This window comes from Chryseobacterium lathyri (genome assembly GCF_019970085.1).
GTDB lineage: Bacteria > Bacteroidota > Bacteroidia > Flavobacteriales > Weeksellaceae > Chryseobacterium > Chryseobacterium lathyri.
This window is the reverse complement of sequence record NZ_JAHXYG010000004.1, coordinates 461,009-486,799: the sequence shown is the minus strand read 5'-3', so window position 1 is coordinate 486,799 and position 25,791 is coordinate 461,009. Positions and strand designations below refer to the sequence as shown.

Here is a 25,791-nt window from a genome sequence, read left to right as displayed (position 1 = left end):
AAAACTAAATAATAAACTAAAAAATATACTATGAGACAGAGAACAATGAATCCGATATTTTTGAAAAAGAAAACAACGTTGATGGCTGCTGTTGCCTTATTATCTTTTGCCAACGTTTCAGCACAGACTTTCTCAGACTTTTCCTATCGTGGAAATGATAAAATTTACACAAACAACCCACTGAAAGAAAATGAATTTTATTCTCCGATTCTTCAGGGGTGCTATCCCGACCCGAGTATTACCAGAAAAGGAGACAATTATTATTTGGTCAATTCTTCATTTTCAATGTTTCCCGGAGTTCCTATTTTCACTTCAAAAGATTTGGTCAACTGGAAACAGTTAGGGCACGTTTTGGACAGACCTTCCCAATTGAAAGTGGAAAAATCAGGTGTTTCACAAGGAATTTATGCTCCGGATATCAAATATAATAAGCACAACGATACTTTTTATATGATCACCACGCAGATTGCCAGTGGAATCGGAAATATGGTTGTGAAAACCAAAGATCCTGCAAAAGGCTGGAGTGAGGTGCAAAAGTTGAATTTTGATGGTATCGATCCTTCGATTTTCTTTGATGATGATGGCAAAGCTTATATCGTCCACAATGATGCACCGCCGAAAGGAACTGAGCAGTACAACGGTCACCGTGTGATCAAAATGTGGGATTACGATCTGGAAAAAGACCAGGTTGTAGCGGGTTCAGATAAAATTATTGTGAATGGAGGCGTTGATCTTTCCCAAAAACCGATCTGGATAGAAGGGCCACATTTATATAAAAAGAATGGAAAATATTTTCTGATGTGTGCAGAAGGTGGAACAGGCGGTAACCACAGCGAAGTTATTTTTATGTCAGATTCTCCGAAAGGCCCATTTGTTCCTGCAATGAATAATCCCATTCTGACACAGCGGTATTTTCCGAAAGACAGAAAAGATAAAGTGGATTGGGCGGGCCATGCCGATTTGGTGGAAACTCCGGATGGTAAATATTACGGTGTCTTTTTAGCTATTCGTCCGAATGTAAATAACAGGGTGAACAGTGGCCGCGAAACTTTCATTCTTCCTGTTGACTGGAGCGGAACATATCCTGTTTTCCAAAACGGACTGGTACCAATGAAACCAAAATTAAAATTGCCGGAAGGTGTAGAAAATCAGACCGGACAAAATGGATTTTTCCCGAACGGAAACTTCACGTATAATGATAAACTGACCGAAAAAAAACTGGATTACAGATGGATTGCGATGCGCGGACCCCGTGAGAATTTTATCAATATTTCTAAAAACGGAGTAAAAATAAATCCTTTTGAAACGAATATCAAAGCTCTCGCTCCGGTTTCGGCATTATTTCACAGACTACAGCACGAAGATTTTGAAACTTCTGTAACGCTGGATTTCAAGCCGAAATCAGAAAAAGAATTATCAGGAATTACCTGTTACCAAAGTGAACGATTTAACTATGTATTCGGAATCACAAAAAAAGACAAAGATTTTTACATTGTTTTGGAAAGAACAGAAAAAGGAGAATCAAAACTGGTGGCCAGCGAAAAGATTTCGCTTTCTAAAACGGTCAGATTACAAGTCGTTGGTGAAAAAGATGAACATCAATTTAATTATTCTTTGGATGGCAAAAACTTCAAAAACCTTGGAGGTCCGGTTTCCGGAGATATTCTTTCTACCGATGTTGCAGGCGGATTTACCGGAAGTTTGATTGGTTTGTACAGCACTTCGTCTAATGATATTGTACCTAATTAACATTAAAAATGATAAGCTCCGGATTAAGCCGATTTTAATAACACAATCATCTACCAAATCCATAAAATCGGCGAGAGAAAAAATTTAAATAACCAAGCAAAATTATTAAAGTTTTGAAAACTAAAAAATCGTTTTATATAGTTTCTTTTTTGGGGTTTATCGGGCTGAATTATTGTTCAGCCCAGGTAAATCCTGCTCAGAAGCCGCAGACGACAGCATTTACCAATCCCATTATCTGGGCAGACGCTCCGGATTTATCAGTGACCAGAAACGGGGATGATTTTTATCTTATCAGTACCACCATGCACCTGATGCCGGGAGCTCCGGTCATGCATTCCCAAGATCTTGTGCATTGGGAAATGGCAAGCTATGTTTTTAATACGCTGAATGATAATTCTAAGTATGATTTACTTAACGGAACAGTTTACGGTCGAGGGCAATGGGCTTCTTCCATCCGCTATCACAAAGGGAAATATTACGTTTTGTTTTCTCCGAATGATGAGCCTTTCAAATCCTATTTCTATGTAACAGATAATCCTGAAAAAGGCAATTGGAAACTCATTACCAGAACCCGACATTTTCACGATGCTTCTTTGTTTTTTGATGATGACAAGGTATATGTTTTTACTTCCAATAAAGTTTTTGAATTAAGTCCTGATTTTAAAGAAGTCATCGGAAATTCTGACGGAACTGTTGTTTTTCAGAAAGACTCTACGGAAACCGGACTTTTAGAAGGTAATCAGATTATTAAAAGAAACGGAAAATATTATATGATGATGATTTCCTGGCCTAAAGGTGAAAAGCGCCGTCAGGAAGTTTACAGAGCAGATAAAGTGACCGGACCTTATGAGAAAAAAATCATTCTGGAAGATAATTTTTTAGGATTTTCATATGCCGGACAAGGGGCTTTGATCGATGATAAGAACGGTAACTGGTATTCGCTTATTTTTCAGGACAGAGGTGGAGTGGGGCGTGTCCCGATTTTGATTCCTGTACAATGGGAAAACGACTGGCCGGTTTTGGGAAATAATGGAAAAATCCCTTTGAATGGTGAAGTTCCGTTTCCTCCGTTTAAGCCTAAAAATAACATCGTAGAAAGTGACGAATTTTCTGGTGAAAAATTGAAAATCCAGTGGCAGTGGAACCATAATCCTGTAAACGAAGCCTGGTCTTTATCCGAAAGAAAAGGATTTATAAGGTTGAAAACGAGTCGGGTAGTGGATAATGTTTACGCTGCTCCGAATACATTAACGCAAAGAATGACAGGTCCGAAATCCAGCGCTGTGGTTGCTTTAGATTTAAGAGGAATGAAGGATGGTGATGTTACAGGTTTCAGTGCATTTAACGGCGATTCCGGCTTGCTTTCAGTTATAAAAGAAGGCAATCAGAAATTTATCACATTTTCTACCAGTGATGTCAGTCTTGATAACAAAACAAAAGCCATTTTAGGAGCGAGAAAAGAAGAAAAGAAGCGTTTTCCTCTCACTTCAGATACCGTTTATCTTCGTATTGAAGCTGATTTTAATCTTGGAAAAGATCTGGCGGATTTTTCTTACAGCACCGATCAAAAAAACTGGACGGTTATGGAAAAAGAATATAAAATGATTTTCGATTACAGAAGATTATTTATGGGTTCTAAATTCGCGGTTTTTAATTATGCCACAAAAAGTACAGGAGGTTTTGTAGATGTTGATTTTTTCAGGATAACGGATTCATTAAACATAAAATATATACGTTAGATAAGATCACATAAATGGTGAAATAATTACTAATCGTAATATTTTTTTATCCCAATTAATAAGTGTTAAAAATACAAATAAAAAATTCATGAATAAATCAGTTGTATTAGCCTTAGGTTTTATCTTGTCAGGAATATTTATTTCTGCACAAACTTTTGATAAACAGGCATCGCAAGGTTTTGATATTGAAAAGAAAGAAATTTCTCACGGGAAAATTGATACCGTAACCTATGAATCAAAAACGGTAGGAACCCAAAGAAAAGCTTTGGTATATACACCTCCGGGTTTTGAAAAAAAAGCTCAATATCCGGTTTTGTATCTACTCCACGGCATTGGTGGAGATGAAAAAGAATGGTTCAGGAACGGAACACCCCAGATTATTCTTGACAATCTGTATGCACAGGGAAAGTTGACTCCAATGATCGTTGTTTTACCCAATGGGCGGGCGATGAAAGACGACAGAGCCACGGGTGATATTATGGCAAAAGATAAAGTCGAAGCTTTTGCAACATTTGAAAAAGATTTGCTGAACGATCTTATTCCTTTCATTGAAAAAAAATATCCTGTAAAAAAGGACAGAGAAAACAGAGCAATAGCCGGACTGTCCATGGGTGGTGGACAATCCCTGAATTTTGGATTAGGAAATATAGACAAATTTGCTTGGGTAGGCAGTTTTTCTTCCGCTCCGAATACCAAAGAACCTCAACAGCTGCTTCCAGATCCTGCCAAAGCTAAAGAATTAAAATTGCTTTGGATTTCCTGTGGCGATCAGGACAGGCTGATGCCTTTTAGTAAAAGGACAAGTGATTATCTGACGCAAAATAATATTCCTCACATTTTTTATGTAGAACCGGGTGGTCACGATTTCAAAGTCTGGAAAAATGATTTATATATTTTTTCGCAGTTGTTGTTTAAGCCTGTTGACAAAAGCAAATTTTCTGAGTTTACCATTGTGCCCCAATCAGTAAAGAACTAATCTAAAATCAAAGTCATGAAGGAAAAGGTTTTAAAGTATGTTCTGAATATCGGATTAGTTTTAACAGGATTATCGCTCTCTGCCCAAAATCCCATCGTTCAGACTGCCTATACCGCGGACCCGGCTCCGATGGTGTTCAATGACCGTTTATATGTTTACACCAGTCACGATGAAGATGATTCTACATGGTTTACCATGAACAACTGGAAGGTATTTTCTACTAATGACATGGTCAACTGGACAGACCACGGCGTTATCCTTTCCTACAATGATTTTGATTGGGCAAAACGTGATGCATGGGCAGCACAGTGCATCGAAAGAAACGGAAAGTTTTTTATGTATGTACCGATGATTTCTAAGACCAATAACAAAGGCGCAATTGGAGTTGCTGTTGCCGACAGTCCCTTTGGTCCGTTTCATGATCCGTTGGGAAAGCCATTGGTTCAGAGCGAATGGGGGGATATCGATCCTACGGTTTTTATTGATGACAATGGTCAGACCCATATGTACTGGGGGAATCCGAAGCTTAAATATGTAAAATTAAATGAAAATATGATTTCCTATTCCGGCGATATTGTTGAGGTTCCAATGACCGAAGAATCTTTTGGTAAAAGAGAAGGAAATCCCGAAAGACCCACCAAATATGAAGAAGGTCCGTGGCTGTACAAACGCAAAAATTTATATTATCTTTTCTGGCCGGGCGGTCCGCTTCCCGAATTTATCGGCTATTCGACAAGCAAAAGTCCACAAGGTCCTTGGAAATACGGTGGAATCATAATGCCTGCGGAAGGAAAATCCTTTACCAATCATCCCGGAGTTATTGATTTCAGAGGGAAAACGTATTTCTTCTACCACAACGGTGCATTGCCGGGCGGAAGTGGATTTACAAGATCGGTAAGCGTGCAGGAACTTAATTTTAATAAAGACGGCTCTATTTCGCCTTTTAAAATGACCAACGGTATTACGGATGCCATTGCAAACGTCAATCCTTACGCATTCAATCAGGCAGAAATGATTGCGTGGTCAGAGAACGTAAAATCTTATCAGAACAAAGCAGCGGGAGTTTTCATTAAAGCAAAGAAAAATGGCGCTTACACCAGTGTAAAGAATGTTGATTTTGGAAAAGATGGCGCATCATCTTTTTCTGCCCGTGTTGGAACTACGCATAACAGCGGTGTCACAATGGATGTTCATTTAGACGGTTTAAACGGGCCGGTTGCTGCCACCATAAAAGTTCCTCTTACCGGTGGAGACGATCGATTCGAGACAGTTACGACTAATCTATCCAACAAAATTACAGGCATTCACAATCTTTATTTCGTGTGTAATGGTAAAGCGGAAAAAGATATTATGTTTTTCGATTATTGGATGTTTTCAAAATAATTTAAAATGAAAAAAGTAACACTTATATTTCTGTCATTAATAATTTTCTGTCTTTTATCAGAAGTTAAAGCACAAATTGCTGAAATTTCCAGTCCGGATGGCAAATTGAAGCTGAATGTATTTTCAGAAGAAGGAAAAGCATTATACTCTGTAAGTTTTCAGGGAGAAACAATGCTCGACAAGTCTCCGTTGGGGTTGATCACCAATGAATCTGATTTTTCTAAGAATTTAAAATTCATCAATAGTAAAAAAGATGTTGTTTCTAAAAAATACAGCAACAAAAAAATAAAAAAATCTGAAGTTGAGTATAAAGCCAATACTTTGATGGTCAGCTTTATGAATGCAGATCAGTTCGATCTTGAAATTGAGTTTCAGGTTAGCGATAATAATATTGCTTTCCGTTATGAGATTCCGTCAATGAAGGATCGTTTCAGTGCGGTGGTAGAATCGGAAGTTACCGGATACCGGTTTCCAGCTCAAACGACAACTTTTCTCTCACCGATGATGAAGCCGATGACCGGTTTCGCCCGAACAGCGCCAAGCTACGAAAGCGGATACAAAGCGGATGCAGAATTAGGAACAAAAGCCGACTATGGTTATGTTTTCCCAGGACTTTTTCATATCGGAAATGACGGCTGGGTTTTGCTTTCGGAGACTGGCGTGACGAGTTTGTACTGCGCTTCACATCTCAGCACCACCTCAGAAAAAAATCTTTATCAGGTAGCGTATCCAGATATGGCGGAAAACAACGGTTTCGGAAGTTCCGGAGCAGCGATTTCACTTCCGGGAAAAACACCGTGGAGAACCATTAGCATTGGAGATTCGTTGAAACCGATCGTAGAAACTACGATTCCTTTTGATGTGGTAGAACCGCTTTACGAGCCTTCGCAGGAATATCAGTTTGGGCGTTCTACCTGGAGCTGGATATTATGGCAGGATGCAAGCATGAACTATGATGATCAGGTGAAATTCATAGATCTTGCCTCTTCTTTACAATATGAATTTATTTTGATCGATGCACTTTGGGATAAAAATATAGGGAAAGAGCGGATGAAACAACTCGTTCAGTATGCGAAATCCAAAAATGTGGGTGTTATGCTTTGGTACAATTCCAACGGAGCTGCCAACGATGCACCGATGGGCCCAAGAAACAAAATGAGCAATGCCGTAGAAAGGAAAAAAGAAATGAAATGGCTAAAGGAAACTGGCGTAAAAGGTCTGAAAGTCGATTTCTTCGGCGGAGACAAACAGGAAACCATGCGTCTGTACGAAGATATTTTGTCTGATGCTAATGATTTCGGATTAACGATTATTTTCCATGGCGCCACTTTACCAAGAGGCTGGGAAGTGATGTACCCGAATTATGCGGGAAGTGAAGCCGTTTTAGCTTCGGAAATGCTCTATTTCTCAGAAGATGTCCGTAAGCAGGAAGCGTTCTTTGCAACCTTGCATCCGTTTATCAGGAATACGGTCGGAAGTATGGAGTTTGGCGGCACTTTTCTCAATAAATTTTTAACCCAATCAAACAAGGATAAAAATAAAAGACATACAACAGACGGTTTCCAGCTGGCTACTGCCGTGTTATTTCAAAATCCCGTTCAGATGTTTGCAGTAATGCCGAATAACCTGGCTGATGCTCCAAAATTTCAGATTGATTTTATGAAAGATGTTCCGACACTTTGGGATGAGACGGTTTTTATCGACGGCTATCCCGGGAAATATTCTGTCATTGCAAGAAGGCATCAGGATAAATGGTATGTTGCTGGGGTGAATGCAGAAAAAACGGTTAAGAAACTTAAACTTAATCTCCCGATGTTGGCAGGCAAAAATGTCGACCTTATCAATGATGATAAATCGGGAACCACATTTACAAAACATATTTCCATTAGTAAAAAAGGAGTCTATGAAATTGAAATTCAGCCGAATGGCGGTTTTGTGTTGAAGAATTAATGCATGAATAATTTGGGCAGCTTTATCCGCCCTCCGTTCCCGCTTTTTTGTTCCGCTTCGCTCCACAAAAAGAGCTCCACTCAGGTCGGGCTGCGTGCGATTCGCAACTGATAAATGTTAAACTTAAACCTTGAAGGTTTCAATCAGATAAAGATAAGATTATGAACAGATTCCCTATACTATTTTTCTTTGTACTGTTGTTTGGTACTTTTGGTAATGTACAGGCAACCGAACGGTTTATCACGGCAGAAAAAACCAATGATGTTATTCTTCTGAAAGACAAATCAGTCAGAATTTCCCTGTATGCAGATGCTCAGATGGATGCAGGAATTATGAGAGCCGTAAAGAACCTCCAAACAGATTTTCAGAAAGTCACAGGTGAACAACCCAACATTCTGAATCAGATTTCCGGAACGACTTCTCCTTTAATTATCATCGGAACAGTCGGAACAAAATCTGTGATCGATGATTTAATCAGACAAAAAAAGATCGACGGGAAATCATTAATCGGGAAAACAGAAAAATACGTCATCCAGAATATCAGCAATCCATTTCCCGGAGTTTCGGAAGCTATTGTGATTGCCGGAAGTGATAAAAGAGGAACCATCTACGGAATTTATGAAGTTTCGCAGCAGATTGGTGTTTCACCCTGGTATTACTGGGCAGATGTTCCGGTTGAAACGAAAGAAAATTTATATTTCAAAAAAGGAATATATACCGATGGAGAACCTGCTGTAGAGTACCGCGGGATTTTCCTGAATGACGAAGAACCATCTCTTGGCGGTTGGGCTAGAGCCACTTTTGGCGGCATCAATTCAAAATTTTACGAAAAGGTTTTTGAATTGATCCTTCGTCTGAAAGGCAACTACCTTTGGCCAGCCATGTGGGGAAAAGCATTTTATGACGATGATGCTTTGAGCGGACCATTAGCCAACGAAATGGGACTCGTAATGGGAACTTCTCATCACGAGCCGATGGCGCAGGCGCAGACCGATTGGCACCGGTATATCAAAAGAAATAACCTCCCGAATGTCTGGGATTATTCCAAAAATTCTAAAGTTTTGCAGGAATTCTGGAAAGCAGGAATTGTGAGAAGCAAAAGCTGGGAAAAACTCATTACTGTTGGAATGCGTGGCGATGGTGATGAAGCAATGGGAGAGGGAACCAATATTTCTTTACTTGAAAAAATCGTAAAAGATCAACGCAAAATTATTGCTGAGGTAACCGGTAAAAAAGCGGATAAAACACCTCAGATTTGGGCTTTGTACAAAGAGGTTCAGGATTATTACGATAAAGGCATGAGGGTTCCCGACGATGTTATTTTGCTGTTTTGCGATGATAACTGGGGCAATGTGAGAAAACTTCCGGATCTTTCAAAACCCTTGCATAAAGGCGGTTACGGAATGTATTATCATTTTGATTACGTAGGTGGGCCGAGAAATTCTAAATGGATTAATATCAGTCCCATACAGAGAGTTTGGGAGCAGATGAATCTTTCGTACGAACATAAAGTCGATAAAGTCTGGGTAGTCAATGTGGGCGATCTAAAGCCGATGGAATTTCCGATCAGTTTTTTCCTTGAAATGGCCTGGAATCCCAAACAGTTTAACGCTAAAAATCTTCTGGAATATACCGAAAAATGGGCTGCACAGCAGTTTGGCGAGAAACATTCAAAGGAAATTGGCCGAATGATTAATCTCTATGCCAAATATAATCGAAGAGTTACTCCTGAAACGCTTGACAGCAAAACATTCAGCCTCGAAAACTATCATGAATTTGAAACAGTACTGAATGACTACAGATCATTAGCAGTCGATGCTTTACGTTTAAAAGACCAGATTCCGGCAGAATATCAGGATGTCTATTATCAGTTGGTTCTATACCCAATCGACGCGTGCAGCAATTTATATGAAATGTATTATGCAGTGGCTAAAAATAAAGAACTGGCTGCCAAAAAAAATATTCAAGCCAATTATTATGCTGATAAAGTGAAGGAATGTTTTGAAAGAAATGCTTATCTCGACAATAAATATAACAATGAAATTGCCAAAGGAAAATGGACGCATATGATGGATCAAATGAAGATAGGGTACAAAGCCTGGTTCGACGGAAAAGTAAATGTATTGCCTGACGTAATCTATATCTCCGAAGCAACTGCCACTCCGAAAGATAAAATATTTGCAGAAGAAAACGGCTATGTTTCCATTGAAGCGGAAAATTTTGCGAGAATGAATAATTCGGACAGGATTCATTGGGAAGTGATTCCTGATTTCGGGAAAACAAAATCCGGGATAACGACTTTTCCCCAGAATGCCTACCCGAAATCCGATGAAAATATCTATCTGGAATATGATATTAATTTTAAATCTAAAGGTGAAGTTGAAGTTCAGCTGCTTTTAGCTCCGACTTTAAATTTCAACCATAACAAAGGATTGCGTTATGAGATTTCCTTCGATGGAGGAAAACCTGAGACTGTCAATTTCAATGGACATTACCGTGGAGAATTGGGAAAATGGCAGTCGGAACACATCATTAAATCGGTGACAAAGCATCAGATTTCACAACCAGGCAAACATACGTTAAGATTCAGGATTCTGGAGCCGGGAATTGTTTTAGAGAAAATACTAATTGATACGGGAGGCCTTAAACCAAGTTATCTGGGAGCTCCTCAAAGTGATTATTCAGAAAAATAAATGAAGAGGGTAATTGTTGAAAATTGATGATGGTGAATTTTATGAAGAGATAATTTTCAGAGCTGAAATAACTACTTAGCGACCATCATAAATCTATTCATTAGACACATTTAACATCAGAATTAAAACTTATTACTATGAAAAAAATCTTCAAATTAATACTTGTAATGATTACGGGTATTGCAATTTCAGTACAGCTGAATGCACAAAATCTACAGGCAAAAGTAAAAATTGATAAGAATATTGCTTATCAGAAAATAACAGGCTTCGGCGGCTTTGTCTGCAGTCCACAGTTTGGATACAACCATATGACTACCACAGAGATCCAAAAACTTTGGGGTGCAGGCAGTGAAGGAGGGTATAATATCATGCGCCTTTATATTCCCGAGCAAAGCAGTAATTGGAGCACGGCTCTTGCAACGGCTCAGCTGGCTAAATCAATGGGTCTTACCCTATTTGCCAGTCCATGGACAATGCCGGCAGCATGGAAAACCAATAACCATGTCAATGCTGTGTATACTGATACGAACGGTGTTCAGCAAATCGGCTATCTGAAACCTGAAAATTATCAGGATTATGCTTTGTATCTAAACAGTTTTGTAACTTATATGCAAAATAATGGGGTAACATTAGATTACATATCTATACAAAATGAACCCGATGAAATGGCGCAGTATCAAGGGTGTATCTGGACGCCAACACAAATAGCCACCTTTGTTAAAAATTACGGCCACCTTATCAATTGCAAGGTAATAGCACCCGAAAGTGTTGGTTTTACAGATAATTTTGCCAATGCATTCTTAGATCCCGCGGTAATGGCGAATTTTGAGGTGTACGGAGGACATCAATACGGTTCGATGCAGTCTGTGTACAAGCAGTTTCAGAATTATAATAAAGAAATATGGCAGACAGAATATCTGATCAACTGGAATTCATCAAGTAGTTCGGCTCCACGGGATTTCGTCTGGAATACGGATGGTTTCACTTTTGCAAGAAGTGTAAATAATGCATTGCTTGGAAATGTAAATGCGTGGATTCATTATGCCTCAAAAAGATTTTATGGGCTGATGGGGGATGGCTCATACGGAACCGTTGACGGAGATATGACCAAAAGAGGATATATTTTATCCCAATATGCCAAAAATACTACGGGAAAAACCAGAATTGATGCCAAATGGGAAACCTCAAGCGGAACTTTGGAAGGTTCTTCTTATATTTCGCTGGACGGAAACCAGATCACCCTTGTTGTTATCAATTCTTCTTCCAGCACATATGATCTTAAAGTTGATCTGCCATTCTTTACAACTTCAGGAGTACAGACAACCACTTCACAATCTGTGAATATAGCTTCATCACCTTTCTCTTTCAGTACAGCGAGTTTCCGCCCCACAGTTCAGGTGAGCCCTTCGAGTGTAATGACTTTTGTATTTAATAAAAGTGGCGACAGACCGGTATCATTCATGACGGGAGGTGATGTTCATTATAATAAAATTGAAACTCAGGTTCCAACCAATTCATCGTTTGGTACTAATTATCAACTGAGCGGAAAAACAGTTACCTTCTATAATTCTACACCGTTGATAAGCTCAAATACAGATGCCAACAGCGGATATTTAAATTTGGATGACCGTTACAACAAGTTAATTTTTAATGTACTAAATTATACAACAAGCAACTTGCCGACTTCATCCAATACGACATTGTATTATGTTGATAGCAACGGAACGGTAAGATCTCATAATTATGGCAGTGTAGCATTTCCTGCTCCGGGTTCCGGAAGTTTCAATCTGGTATTTGATATTTCCAGAACGGTTCTTCCGTATGGCTGCAAAGGGATTATCGGGCTTCGAAGCGGAAATTACAGCTCAATTCTCACCCTGACTTTGGGTGATGTTTATTTCAATGTTGGTAATGAAAGAGCTTCAAAATTTGCAGCGGCTTACTCTCTTACAGACAGCAGTCTTATGGATGCCCTCGAAAATGAATATTATACATCTATTGATTTCAGAGACGTTACAGGAAATACTTCTACAGACACCTGGAGCAATGCTTCTGCCAACCGGAACAGTATTTTTTATGTTAACGGAAGCGTCAGCAATAATAATATAAATGTAATTTCAGGCAATTCCTGTCAGAACCTGACTCTTTCGGATTTGGGTAAAGATTTTCAGGTGCCTTTTGGCTTTACAGCAAGTTCTGCTACGTACACAAGAACTTTTAATGGGTACGGGATCCTTCTTTTACCTTTCCAGTCAGCCATTCCTTCCGGAGTTACCGCATACATGATGCAGCCCGGTTCCGGAAATGTGGTTTGTTCACAGATTTCCAACGGGATAATTCCTGCAAATACTCCTGTATTGATCAATGCTACAGGAAGCAAGACATTCACAGGATCAGGTGCTGTATCTACACCAAAAGCAATTACGGTCAACCAGATAAACGGCGTTTATCAGTCTGTAAAAGTAGCTGCAGGAGGATATGTGCTGAAAACAGAAAGCGGAGTGACAGGTTTTTATAAGGTAACGGCGGGTAACGAGCTCTCAGTCAGTCCTTTCCAGGGATATCTTACTGAAAATAATACCTATACCAACAACGTTCTTCCGTTAAGTTTTGCTACACTTAAGACTGATGACGTAATTACAGCAAAGGACGAGATTTTCCTCTATCCAAATCCTGCCAAAACAGAAATTTTCATTGACTGGAAATCGGATGATGCATTCTATTCTATCAATAATTCGAGGGGAAGCATAACTAATAAGGTAAAGCTAACCAAAGGAAGAAACAGAATTGATGTTTCAAAACTTCCGGCAGGGCTTTATTTTATTGAAATATCCGACTCAGGAAAAAGCATTAAAAGTAAATTTATAAAACAATAATCCCAAAGAGATTATATTAAAAATTCCTTTAAAAAGGTTACCGCCTTTTCAGGTAACCTTTTTACTTTAAATTAAGTGTATTATATACATTTATTAAAATAGAATCTTATCTTTGTCTTTATCACATTGGAAAGCAATATTCAATGGTAATAATCAAAATGTTTTAACAGAAGACTGCTTTAAAATTAACCATATGAACAAAATTTTATTAACCCTGTCAGTTGTAGTCTGTACCTTTAGTCATGCTCAGAATTTCAAATATCCGTTTCGAAATCCCAGTCTTCCGGTTGAGCAAAGGATTGAAAATCTTTTAGGGTTATTAACGGTTGACGAAAAGATTGGAATGATGATGGATAATTCCAGGGCTGTCCCAAGACTTGAAATTCCCGCTTACGGTTGGTGGAACGAGGCGCTTCACGGTGTTGCCAGAGCAGGAACGGCTACTGTTTTCCCACAGGCAATCGGTATGGCGGCAACATGGGATGTTTCAGAGCATTTCAAAACTTTTGAAATGATTTCTGACGAAGCCAGGGCAAAATACAATAAATCTTTCGATGAAGCTCATAAAACCGGACGTTATGAAGGTCTTACATTCTGGACCCCCAATATCAATATTTTCAGAGATCCGAGATGGGGAAGAGGTCAGGAAACCTATGGAGAAGATCCTTATTTAACCTCTGTTTTGGGCGTTGCTGCTGTAAAAGGTTTGCAAGGAAATGATCCTAAATACTTTAAAACCCATGCCTGTGCCAAGCATTTTGCCGTTCACAGCGGTCCGGAATGGAACCGGCATTCCTATAATGCTGAAATTTCCAGGAGAGATCTTTATGAAACCTATCTTCCGGCTTTTAAAGCACTGGTTTTGGAAGGAAATGTGAGAGAAGTAATGTGTGCCTATAATGCTTTTGACGGACAGCCTTGTTGTGCCAACAATACGTTGCTTAATGAAATTCTTCGTGGTAAATGGAAATACGACGGAATGGTGGTTTCAGATTGTTGGGCTTTGGCCGATTTCTATCAGGAAAAATACCACGGAACACATCCTGACGAAAAAACAACCGCTGCAGATGCATTAAAACATTCAACAGATTTGGAATGTGGAGATACTTACAATAATCTTAACAAATCTCTGGCAAGCGGATTAATTACCGAAAAAGACCTCGACATTTCGATGCGCAGAATCCTCAAAGGGTGGTTTGAATTAGGGATGCTTGATCCCAAATCGTCTGTTCACTGGAACAATATTCCTTATTCTACGGTAGATTCTAAAGAACATAAAGAACAGGCGTTGAAAATGGCTCAAAAGTCTATTGTACTGATGAAAAATGAGAAAAATGTTCTGCCTTTAAATAAGAATATTAAAAAAATTGCTGTTGTCGGTCCCAATGCCGATGATGGAATTATGCAGCTCGGAAATTACAACGGAACACCTTCTTCAACGGTGACCATTTTAAGTGGAATTAAAACAAAATTTCCAAATGCTGAAATCATTTACGAAAAAGGAACCGAGGTGGCAGACCCATCGTCCAGAACAACTCTTTACCAGAATTTTGTAAGCCAGAAAAACGGTGAGAAGGGAATGAAGGTTGAATTTTTTAATAATAATGAATTCAAAGAAAAACCGGTCAATACTTCGGTCAATACAACGAGGATTTCCTACAGCAGTTTTGGGGGGACTCAACTTGCGCCGGGAGTTGCCAGAGAAAATACGTCAGCAAAAATATCAGGTATTTTTAAAAGCAGTTATTCTGGTGAAGTGATATTTTCTGCTGCAACATCGGATATTTATACGCTTTTGATTGACGATAAAGAGATCGCTACCAGAAAAGGGCCGGATGCAAGACATCCTTCTGAATTTCCGGTGAAAATGGAGAAAGGGAAGGAGTATCAGATAGAATTTCGACACAGCCAGAAAGGAAAATATGTAAGCATTGATTTCGAAGTGTACCGAAAAGATCCGGTGAATTTTAATTCAGTAAAAGAAAAAGTAAAAGACGCTGAGGTAATTGTTTTTGTCGGCGGATTGTCCCCGAGCCTTGAAGGGGAAGAAATGATGGTTAATGCAGAAGGTTTTAAAGGTGGTGATAAAACTTCAATAGAGCTTCCGAAAGTTCAGCGTGAACTGTTAGCAGAATTAAGAAAAACAGGAAAACCTGTTGTGTTCGTACTGTGCACGGGAAGTGCGCTCGGTTTGGAGCAGGATGAAAAAAATTATGACGCTCTGCTGAATGCCTGGTACGGCGGTCAATCCAGTGGAACCGCTGTTGCCGATGTTTTAGCGGGAGATTACAACCCTTCCGGAAAATTACCAATTACTTTTTACAGGAATCTTGAGCAATTGGATAATGCACTTTCGACAACGAGTAAGCATCAGGGTTTTGAGAATTATGATATGAAAGGCAGAACCTATCGCTATATGACCGAAGATCCTTTATATGCATTTGGACATGGTTTAAGCTATTCAAAATTTGCCTATGGCAATGCTAAATTGAGCAAAAACAGCATTAATTCTAATGAGAAAATCACGATAACAATTCCGGTTACCAATATTTCGGAAAGAGATGGCGAAGAAGTGGTGCAGATATATGTGAAAAGAAATAATGATCCTTTAGCACCCGTAAAAACGCTGAGAGCTTTTGAAAAAAAATTGATTAAATCTAAAGAAACAAAAAACATCCAGCTAAACATCTCTGAAGAGTCTTTTAAATTTTATGATGAAAAAGCAGATGATTTAGTTTCAAAATCAGGAGATTATACCATTTTCTACGGAGGAACTTCAAAAAACTCAGATTTAAAAAGTATTCAGTTGAAAGTCAAGTAAACTATTCTCAATGTAGGAACCTTATAGATTTTTAAAACCTAAGGTTTATCAATAAATAGAAGAATAATAGATTCAATTTAAAAGTTCACGATTATAGATGCCACACTGACTGTAGTCGAAGTGTTTATCTGGACAATCAAAAATAGTATCAATGAAAACTAAAAATAAAATCTTTACCTTTTTTCTTTCAAGTTGCGTTGCATTTTCATCAGCGCAAAACTCAAAATTCACTTTAGATCTTGATGGAACTCCTACCAACATTAAAATCCAGCCGACAATGTATGGGATTTTCTTTGAAGATATCAATTTTGCAGCCGATGGTGGTATTTATGCCGAATTAATCAAAAACCGAAGCTTTGAATTCGATGAACCCTTGACGGGCTGGAAACAGCAAAATACACAAACCCTTTCTCATAATCTGGATTCCGGGTTTTTGACCATTTATTCTGATCATTCCCAAACCAATAAAAACTACGCTAGAATTACCGTTCACAACGATAAAAAGTATATACTTGAAAATGAAGGCTTCCGGGGAATTGGACTTCATAAAGATGCTAAATATGATTTCAGCTTTGATTTAGAAAATGTATCTGGAAATATTTCTGCGGTCAATGCAAGCTTGGTTGACGAAAAAGGAGTGGTAATTTCTACAGTTCCGATAATCATCAAAGGAAAAGGATGGCACAAATATTCGGCTGTTTTTTCTCCTTTAGGAACGGTAGAAAAAGCAAAACTGCAGATCACTTTTACAGGAAACGGCGTTATAAATATGGATATGATTTCCCTCTTCCCGCAAGATACCTGGAAAGGAAGAAAAGGTGGCTTAAGAAAAGATTTAGTTCAGAAATTATACGATCTACAGCCTGGATTTCTGCGTTTTCCGGGAGGTTGCATTGTGGAAGGCAGAACACTTGCCGAAAGGTATCAGTGGAAAAAAACATTGGGAAATGTAGCAGACAGAGAATATCTCATCAACAAATGGAGTTCGGGTTTCCCGCATCGCCTGACTCCCGATTATTACCAATCGTTCGGATTAGGTTTTTATGAATATTTCCAGCTTTCCGAAGATTTGGGAGCCGAGCCTTTACCGATTCTTAGCTGTGGAATGGCCTGCCAGTTTAACACAGGTGAGCTGGTAAACCTTGAAGAATTAAACCCTTTTGTTCAGGATGCTTTGGATTTAATTGAATTTGCTAACGGAGATGCCAATACTAAATGGGGAAGAATACGTGTAGAAATGGGACATCCCAAGGCTTTTAATATGAAATATATTGGCGTCGGAAACGAACAGTGGGGTGAAGACTATATCGAACGGTACAAAATTTTTGAAAAAGCCATTCATTCAAAATACCCCGATATTACAATCATTTCCGGAAGCGGACCATTGCCTGACGGAGAATTTTTCGAATACGGCTGGAAAGAGCTTAAAAAGCTCAATGCACAGATTGTCGATGAGCATTATTACAATCCTGCAAAATGGTTTCAGGAAAATGCAGCGAGATATGATAAATATGATAGAAACGGGCCTAAAGTTTTTGCAGGTGAATATGCAGTTCAGTCAGTAAAAACAGTAAGTCCGGACAATAAAAATAACTGGGAATCGGCACTTTCGGAAGCTGCTTTTATGACAGGGCTGGAAAGAAATGCAGATGTGGTAACCATGACTTCTTATGCGCCGCTTTTTGCACACGCCGATGGCTGGCAATGGACTCCGGATTTGATTTGGTTCAATAATCTGCAGTCATACGCAACTCCCAATTATTATGTTCAGAAGTTATTTTCGAATAATAAAGGGACTGATTTACTGAAGATTTACCACAATAAGACTCCGGTCAGTGGACAGGATAAACTCTATGCAACTGCAGTAAAAGACAGTAAAAATAATGAGGTGATCATTAAAATTGTCAATACAGACAGCAAGACAGCATTAATAGAAATTAATCCTAAAAATATAAAACTGGGACAAAAACTGACAAAAACGGTCTTAAAAGCTCCTACACTTTCTGCCGAGAATAATTTTAAAACAGAAAATATACAGCCTGTTGAAGATAATTCAGTCATAAAAAAAAGGATATTTTCAATGGAAATTCCTGCCTATTCGCTGGTTGTTTTAAAGATTAAATAAGCCTCAGATACAAACATAGAAATAAAAAATAAAATTAAGTGTATTTTATACATTTATTTAAAATAGAATCTTATATTTGTTTTATCTCAAGAACAGAAATGTAATGGATTTATTAAGGCTTAATTAAAAATGATTCTTTTTAGTCATCAAATTAAACCTAAGCTTAAACATTTAGCATTAGAAATCTCACCCAGAGCTTGTCGAAGGGGTCTATCAAAATATTGTTAAAAACTTAACTCATTATATAAATGAAGAAATATGTTATCGGACTGGATTATGGTACAGATTCCGTTCGTGCTGTACTGATTGATACAGAAAACGGTGCAGAACTGTCTACATCAGTCAGCTACTATCAACGATGGAAGCAGGGAAAATTCTGTTTGCCGGAAAAAAATCAGTTTCGCCAACATCCTTTAGACCATATTGAAGGTTTGGAACAAACCATTTCTAATGTAGTAAAAGAAAGCGGAGTGGCACCGGAAACTGTTGTAAGCATCTGCATTGATACTACAGGTTCATCACCACTTCCTGTAAACAAAGAAGGAATAGCACTGGCTTTAATACCCGGATTTGAAGAAAATCCCAATGCAATGATGGTTTTATGGAAAGATCATACCTCTATTCATGAGGCTGAAGAAATTAATCATTTGGCAAGAAACTGGGGCGGCGAAGATTACACCAGATTCGAGGGCGGAATTTACTCTTCCGAATGGTTTTGGGCAAAAATTCTGCATATCAACAGACAGGATGAAAAAGTGAAAAATTCCGCTTACAGCTGGATGGAACACTGTGATTATATTACTTTTCTGCTTTCCGGTCATCAGGATCTGGAAACATTCAAAAGAAGCCGTTGCGCAGCGGGGCATAAAGCAATGTGGCACGAGTCATGGAACGGACTTCCGTCTAAGGATTTCCTTGGGCAGCTGGATCCGTCTTTAGCTGAGCTTCGGGACAGATTATATGATAAAACCTATACTTCCGATGAGATTGCAGGCAGTTTAAACGAAGAATGGGCGGCTAAGTTAGGACTGACAACCAATACTGTGATTGCCGTAGGGACTTTCGATGCCCATTCAGGAGCCGTCGGGGCAAAAGTTGAAGAGAACACCCTCATTAGGATTATGGGCACGTCCACCTGTGATATTATGGTTGCACCCAATGAAATCATCCGGGATAAAACCGTAAAAGGTATTTGCGGACAGGTGAACGGTTCTGTTATTCCAGGACTGATTGGTCTGGAAGCCGGTCAGTCCGCATTCGGAGATCTTTTGGCATGGTATAAAGACATTCTCACTTGGCCAATTCATAATGTGCTTATGGATTCTGATAGTATCGATGAAGATCAAAAGCAGCGCTTAAAAGAAGAAATAGAAAATAATCTCATCCGCAATCTTACTTTGGAAGCTGAAAAAATTCCACTTTCCGAAACAATTCCTGTTGCCCTGGATTGGATCAACGGAAGAAGAACACCAGATGCGGATCAGCAGTTGAAATCAGCAATTTCCGGGCTCTCTTTGGGAACAAAAGCACCTCATATTTTCAAGGCTTTGGTTAATGCCATTTGTTTCGGATCCAAAAAAATTGTCGACCGTTTTGAAGAAGAAGGCGTTAAGATCAATAAAGTAATCGGAATTGGTGGCGTTGCCAGAAAATCCCCATTTATTATGCAGACATTGGCAAATGTCCTGAATATGCCGATCGTCATAGCGGCATCTGACCAGGCTCCGGCTTTGGGAGCAGCGATTTATGCGGCAGTTTCGGCAGGTATTTATCCGACTGTTCAGGAAGCAAGCCGTAAAATGGGCTCCGATTTCGAAGCTGAATATTTTCCTCAGGCAGATCAGGTTGAAAAGTATGCAGAATTAATGAGCCAGTATCAGATTCTCGCCGACTTTACTGAAAACAATATGAAATCAAAAAAGAAGGTGATCGCTGGCAGTGTATAGTTGATAGAAATTTTCAACCCGGATTTAGTAGCTCCGTAGGAGTGCACTGCGTGAAACGAGGAACTAGATTCATCGATTCAAATAAAAATAAATAAGGGATAATTCAACAGGACATCCTTGTCAAGGTTCAAAACCTTGACAAGGATAACGGAAATCAATAGGAATGGGCTTTAGCCCGAAACAAAGACCTGTAATTTTAAAATTATTTAATCATTTAATAAAAATAAAATGAGCATCTATAAAGAACTTCAGAGAGAGTGTTACGAAGCCAATATGCAGTTGGATGCTTTGAAGCTTGTCGTTTATACCTTCGGAAATGTAAGTGCCGTTGACCGTGAAAAAGGAATTTTTGCGATCAAACCAAGCGGTGTTCCTTATGAGATTCTAAAGCCTGAAGACATTGTGATTGTAGATTACGATGCCAATGTGGTGGAAGGAAAATTAAGGCCGTCATCCGATACCAAAACCCACGCTTATCTCTACCAAAACTGGGAAAGCATTGGCGGAATTTCTCATACTCACGCGATCTATTCGGTAGCCTGGGCCCAGGCACAGCTGGATATTCCGATTTTCGGAACTACACATGCAGATCATTTAACGGCAGATATTCCCTGTGCACCGCCAATGCACGATGATTTGATCGAGGGAAATTACGAATACAATACCGGAATCCAGATTCTCGATTGCTTCAAAGAAAAAAAATTGTCTTACGAAGAAGTGGAAATGGTACTCGTTGGAAACCACGGACCTTTTACCTGGGGCAAAAATGCTGATAAAGCGGTTTATAACAGTAAAGTTCTGGAAACAGTTGCGGAAATGGCTTATCTCACCCGGCAGATCAATCCCAATGCAGCCCGGCTGAAAGATTCCCTCATCAAAAAACATTACGAACGAAAACACGGAAAAAATGCCTACTACGGACAGTAAATGACATGAGTTATGAAAATTTTTTTATTAACGGAAAGCAAACCTATAAGGTTTAATAAAACAAATTATTTAAACAGAACCCGAAGGGTTTAATATCAATAGCCGTAGGTAAAACCTATGGTAAAATATATAACAATTATTTATCAATTATCATTTATATTATATGTTAACACCTCTCAATACCAAAGAAATCTGGTTCATCACCGGAAGCCAGCATTTATACGGACCTGAAACATTAGCTCAGGTTTCTGAACACTCAAGAAAAATTGTTGAAGCGCTCAATAAATCTTCATCAATTACTGTAAAAGTGGTTCTGAAGCCAACCGTAAAAACTACAGAAGAAATTTTTGAAACGCTTACAGCTGCCAATTTTGCAAAAGATTGTATTGGAATAGTGACCTGGATGCACACATTTTCACCTGCAAAAATGTGGATTCGCGGATTGACGGCTTTACAAAAGCCAATGCTGCATCTACATACACAGTTCAATCAGGATATTCCCTGGTCTACAATGGATATGTATTTTATGAACCTGAACCAGGCTGCTCACGGTGACCGTGAATTTGGGTTTATGGTAAGCCGTCTTCGTAAAAACAGGAAAGTAGTTGTAGGACACTGGGCAGAGGAAAGAGTTCAGAAACAAATCGGAGACTGGAGCCGTGTTGCAGCAGGCTGGGACGATTGGCAGGGAGCGAAATTTGCCCGTTTTGGAGACAATATGAGGTATGTAGCCGTTACAGATGGTGACAAAGTAGAAGCGGAAACGAAATTCGGATTTTCAGTAAATACCTGGGGAATCGGAGATTTAGTGAGCGTTGTCAATGCTATTGGTGAAGGTGAAGTTAAAACTTTAATTGAAGAATATGAAGCTTCTTACAAAATGGCAGATTCTCTGCTTTCGGGAGGAAGCAACAGAAAATCACTTGAAACTGCTGCGAGGATAGAATTAGGACTGGAAAAGTTCCTGAAAGACGGAAATTTCAAAGGTTTTTCAGATACTTTTGAAGACCTTCACGGATTGGAGCAGCTTCCTGGAATTGCTGTTCAAAGGTTAATGGAAAAAGGCTACGGTTTTGCTGGAGAAGGCGATTGGAAAACAGCAGCTTTAGTCCGTGCAATGAAAACAATGGGACAGGGTCTGGAAGGCGGAAACGCATTTATGGAAGACTATACTTATCATCTCAATCCTGCAAATCCTTCAGTTTTAGGCTCTCATATGCTGGAAGTTGACCCTGTTTTAGCGGTTGATAAACCATCCTGCGAAATTCATCCGTTGGGAATTGGAGGCAAATCAGATCCGGTCCGTCTGGTTTTCAATTCCAGAGGAAATATTGATTCTCTGAATGCTGCTCTTATGGATTTCGGAAATCATTTCAGACTGTTAATCAATAAAACAAAAGCATTGGAAATTACCGAAGAATTACCAAAACTTCCTGTAGCAAGAGTTCTTTGGAAACCACTTCCGGATTTGTATACAGCTGCAGAAGCATGGATTCTGGCTGGTGGAGCACATCATACGTGCTATAGTGAAAACATCAGTGCAGAGCAGTTGGAAGATTTTGCGGAGATTGCAGGAATTGAATCCCTGGTTATTGATGAAGATACAAAAATCCGTGATTTTAAGAACAGTCTTCGCTGGAATGAAATTTATTATCGTTAATCTTGCAATATTATTCAAACTATGAAAATAATAAACTATAATCTGATTATTGTTGCAGTTTTATGTATTCTCGGATGCAGCAAAAAAGAAAACATTAATCAGCCTCAAAAAGAAAATATGGAAAAGATACAGGTTTCAGATTATGGAGTGACTGCAAAAGGCGATTCCATTAAAAAATACACCTTAACCAATAAAAACGGGATGAAAGTGGAAGTCATCAATTTTGGAGGAATTATCACCTCATTGACAGCTCCTGATAAAGATGGTCACTATGAAGATGTCGTTTTGGGCTTTACAAAGCCTGAAGACTATTTCAACGGAAATCCGTATTATTTCGGAGCATTGATCGGACGTTTTGGAAATAGAATAGCCAACGCGAAATTCATTTTGGAAGGCAAAACCTATGATATTGATAAAAATGACGGACCCAACAGTCTTCACGGTGGAAAAGAAGGTTTTCACACCAAATTCTGGAACATTGAACCTGTTAAAGATGCGAAATTTCCAACTATAAAGCTGACTTACACGAGTGTAGACGGCGAAGAAGGCTATCCGGGAAAATTATCTACCACGGTATTCTACACGTTGACAGACGACAATGCTTTGGAGATTTCTTACGAAGCAACGACGGATAAAGCAACATTTGTTAACCTTACTCAACATTCATATTTCAACCTTTCAGGGAATTTTACAAAAACGATTACTGATCACGAACTGCAAATTAATGCAGATAAATTTTTACCTGTCAGTGAAACGCTGATTCCAACAGGTGAACAAAAACCTGTAAAGGGAAGTCCGTTTGATTTCACGGTTTCAAAACCAATCGGAAAAGACATCAATGTTACAAATGATGATCAGCTGAAAAAAGGAAAAGGTTACGACCATAACTGGATTCTGAATGGAAACGGAATGAGGAGCATCGCAAAAGTCTATCATCCTGAGTCAGGAAGAGTGATGGAAGTTCTTACGGATGAACCGGGTGTTCAGTTCTATTCCGGAAATTTTCTTGATGGAAAGTTTGATACGAAAACAGGAGGGAAAAATGAATTCCGAACAGGCTTTTGTTTAGAAACCCAACATTTTCCGGATTCTCCAAATCAACCTTCTTTCCCTTCAACAGAACTTAAGCCGGGACAGAAATATCAGACTAAAACGATTTATAAATTCTCAGTTAAAAAATAAATTATGGGAAACTTAGCAACTATTGATATCATCATATTTCTGATTTATTTTGTGGTGGTAGCCGGTTACGGAATTTGGATCTACAACAGGAAAAAATCTGCAGCTACAGGCAGTAAAGATTATTTCCTGGCAGAAGGTTCACTTACCTGGTGGGCGATTGGTGCCAGCCTGATTGCGTCCAATATTTCGGCCGAACAGTTTATAGGAATGAGTGGCGAAGGATTCTTCGTAGGCATTGCTGTCGCAGCTTACGAATGGATTGCAGCCATTGCATTGATTATTATTGCGGTCTGGTTCATTCCTATTTACCTTAAAAATAAGATTTATACGATGCCCCAATTCCTTGAAACCCGTTACAACAAATCGGTTTCACTGATTATGGCGGTTTTCTGGCTGTTTCTGTATGTGATTGTAAACCTGACCTCTATTCTTTATCTGGGAGCTTTGGCCATTGATACATTGCTGGGCGGAGATAATCTTCATATCATTATGATTGGGTTACTGCTCATGGCCTTGCTGATTGGTCTGGGAGGAATGAAAGTAATCGGGTACACCGACGTTATTCAGGTAGCGGTTTTAATTATCGGAGGTTTTGCCACGGTTTATATGGCTCTTCAGATTGTTGACCAGAGAATTAACGGAGCCGCTGTAGGAAATGCTTTCGCAGGTTTCCAGACATTAATTAAAGAAGCACCACAGCATTTTAAGCTCATTCTTGATAAACCGACTACAACCACCACAACTCTGGCAATGCCGGAGAACGTGAATGTTCAGAAATATGTGGTTTTACCTGGATTGGCAATGTACTTTGCTGGTCAGTGGATTGTTAACCTGAATTATTGGGGATGTAACCAGTACATTACGCAGCGTGCTTTGGGAGCAGACCTAAAAACGGCAAGAACCGGAATTTTGTTCGCGGGATTTTTAAAATTATTTATGCCGATTATCGTGATGCTTCCGGGAATTGCAGCCTATGTTTTATATACGAAAGGGCATCTGCCAGGTTTCAACGGTGTAAAAGATGGCGCCTATTCAGCCATTTTAGGCTTCTTGCCAACAGGGCTGAAAGGCCTTGCGGTTGCAGCGCTTACTGCAGCAATTGTAGCATCTTTGGCAGGAAAAGTAAACAGTATTTCGACCATTTTTACTTTGGATATCTATAAAAAATACCTGAAAGCAGATGCGACTGAAATCCAGATGGTAAGAACAGGACGCTGGGCAATCATTATCGCAATGTTTGTAGCTCTGGCATTTACATGGACAGATGTCCTGGGAATTGGAGGAGAAGGTGGTTTCACATTCATCCAGAAATATACCGGATTTATCAGTCCCGGAGTTTTTGCTATGTTCCTTTTGGGAATGTTCTGGAAAAGAACAACAGGAACGGCAGCTTTGGTAGGCGTTCTTCTTGGCTTTTTACTGGCTATTTTCTTCAACAGTTTTGCAGTAGATATTTTCGGGAAAGAAACCTGGCTATACACTGCTTTTACCTATGAAAAATTAGAAAACGGAGTCGTTCATACGATCACGGAAATTCCATTTTTAATTAATATGGGTTGGTCATTCTTTATTACAGTTGTTGTTATGGTGATGATAAGTTTGGCAGGTCCGAAAGTAAATCCTAAAGCTTTCGCTATAGATGCAACCATGTTTAAAGTAGATTCCAGAACATTGGTTATGATTGTAGTAACAGTTCTTTTACTGACTGCACTTTATGTGAGATTCTGGTAATTAATAAATAATTTATAAATAGGATGTCATGAT

The 25,791-nt window shown here is 39.1% G+C and carries 14 protein-coding genes; all 14 read left to right on the top strand.

Annotation, left to right across the window (positions count from 1 at the left end; translation table 11 throughout):
* Positions 1-30 precede the first annotated feature (30 nt).
* Entirely contained in the window at positions 31-1,749 is a 1,719-nt protein-coding gene (locus tag LC418_RS15270) for a glycoside hydrolase family 43 protein (RefSeq protein WP_223559762.1), read from the top strand.
* Positions 1,750-1,862: 113 nt separating this feature from the next.
* Positions 1,863-3,488 carry a glycoside hydrolase family 43 protein gene (locus tag LC418_RS15265; protein ID WP_223559761.1) on the top strand — a complete coding sequence of 542 codons (1,626 nt, stop codon included), beginning with the start codon at positions 1,863-1,865 and terminating at the stop codon, positions 3,486-3,488.
* Positions 3,489-3,576: 88 nt separating this feature from the next.
* The gene (locus LC418_RS15260; RefSeq protein ID WP_223559760.1) at positions 3,577-4,464 is read left to right on the top strand and encodes an alpha/beta hydrolase; all 888 of its coding nucleotides are present in this window, start codon (positions 3,577-3,579) and stop codon (positions 4,462-4,464) included.
* Positions 4,465-4,479: 15 nt separating this feature from the next.
* Entirely contained in the window at positions 4,480-5,847 is a 1,368-nt protein-coding gene (locus LC418_RS15255) for a glycoside hydrolase family 43 protein (protein WP_223559759.1), read from the top strand.
* Between the two features lie 6 nt (positions 5,848-5,853).
* Entirely contained in the window at positions 5,854-7,797 is a 1,944-nt protein-coding gene (locus LC418_RS15250) for a glycoside hydrolase family 97 protein (protein ID WP_223559758.1), read from the top strand.
* A gap of 161 nt (positions 7,798-7,958) precedes the next feature.
* Entirely contained in the window at positions 7,959-10,490 is a 2,532-nt protein-coding gene (locus LC418_RS15245; RefSeq protein WP_223559757.1) for a glycosyl hydrolase 115 family protein, read from the top strand.
* 137 nt (positions 10,491-10,627) lie between these two features.
* On the top strand, positions 10,628-13,366 hold the full coding sequence (locus LC418_RS15240; protein WP_223559756.1) for a T9SS type A sorting domain-containing protein: 2,739 nt from the start codon (positions 10,628-10,630) through the stop codon (positions 13,364-13,366).
* A gap of 193 nt (positions 13,367-13,559) precedes the next feature.
* Positions 13,560-16,187: a glycoside hydrolase family 3 C-terminal domain-containing protein gene (locus LC418_RS15235; RefSeq protein ID WP_223559755.1), complete on the top strand. Its 2,628-nt coding sequence runs from the start codon at positions 13,560-13,562 to the stop codon at positions 16,185-16,187.
* Positions 16,188-16,338: 151 nt separating this feature from the next.
* Positions 16,339-18,312, top strand: a complete 1,974-nt coding sequence (locus tag LC418_RS15230) for an alpha-L-arabinofuranosidase C-terminal domain-containing protein (protein WP_223559754.1) — start codon at positions 16,339-16,341, stop codon at positions 18,310-18,312.
* 248 nt (positions 18,313-18,560) lie between these two features.
* Complete coding sequence (locus LC418_RS15225) at positions 18,561-20,258, top strand: ribulokinase (protein ID WP_223559753.1); 1,698 nt, start codon at positions 18,561-18,563, stop codon at positions 20,256-20,258.
* 228 nt (positions 20,259-20,486) lie between these two features.
* Positions 20,487-21,185, top strand: coding sequence for an L-ribulose-5-phosphate 4-epimerase (locus LC418_RS15220; RefSeq protein ID WP_223559752.1), 699 nt, complete (start codon positions 20,487-20,489; stop codon positions 21,183-21,185).
* Positions 21,186-21,348: 163 nt separating this feature from the next.
* The gene (gene araA, locus LC418_RS15215) at positions 21,349-22,845 is read left to right on the top strand and encodes an L-arabinose isomerase (RefSeq protein WP_223559751.1); all 1,497 of its coding nucleotides are present in this window, start codon (positions 21,349-21,351) and stop codon (positions 22,843-22,845) included.
* A 21-nt stretch (positions 22,846-22,866) separates the two neighbouring features.
* Entirely contained in the window at positions 22,867-24,027 is a 1,161-nt protein-coding gene (locus LC418_RS15210) for an aldose epimerase family protein (protein WP_223559750.1), read from the top strand.
* 3 nt (positions 24,028-24,030) lie between these two features.
* Positions 24,031-25,758, top strand: a complete 1,728-nt coding sequence (locus LC418_RS15205; RefSeq protein ID WP_223559749.1) for a sodium:solute symporter family transporter — start codon at positions 24,031-24,033, stop codon at positions 25,756-25,758.
* Positions 25,759-25,791 lie beyond the last annotated feature (33 nt).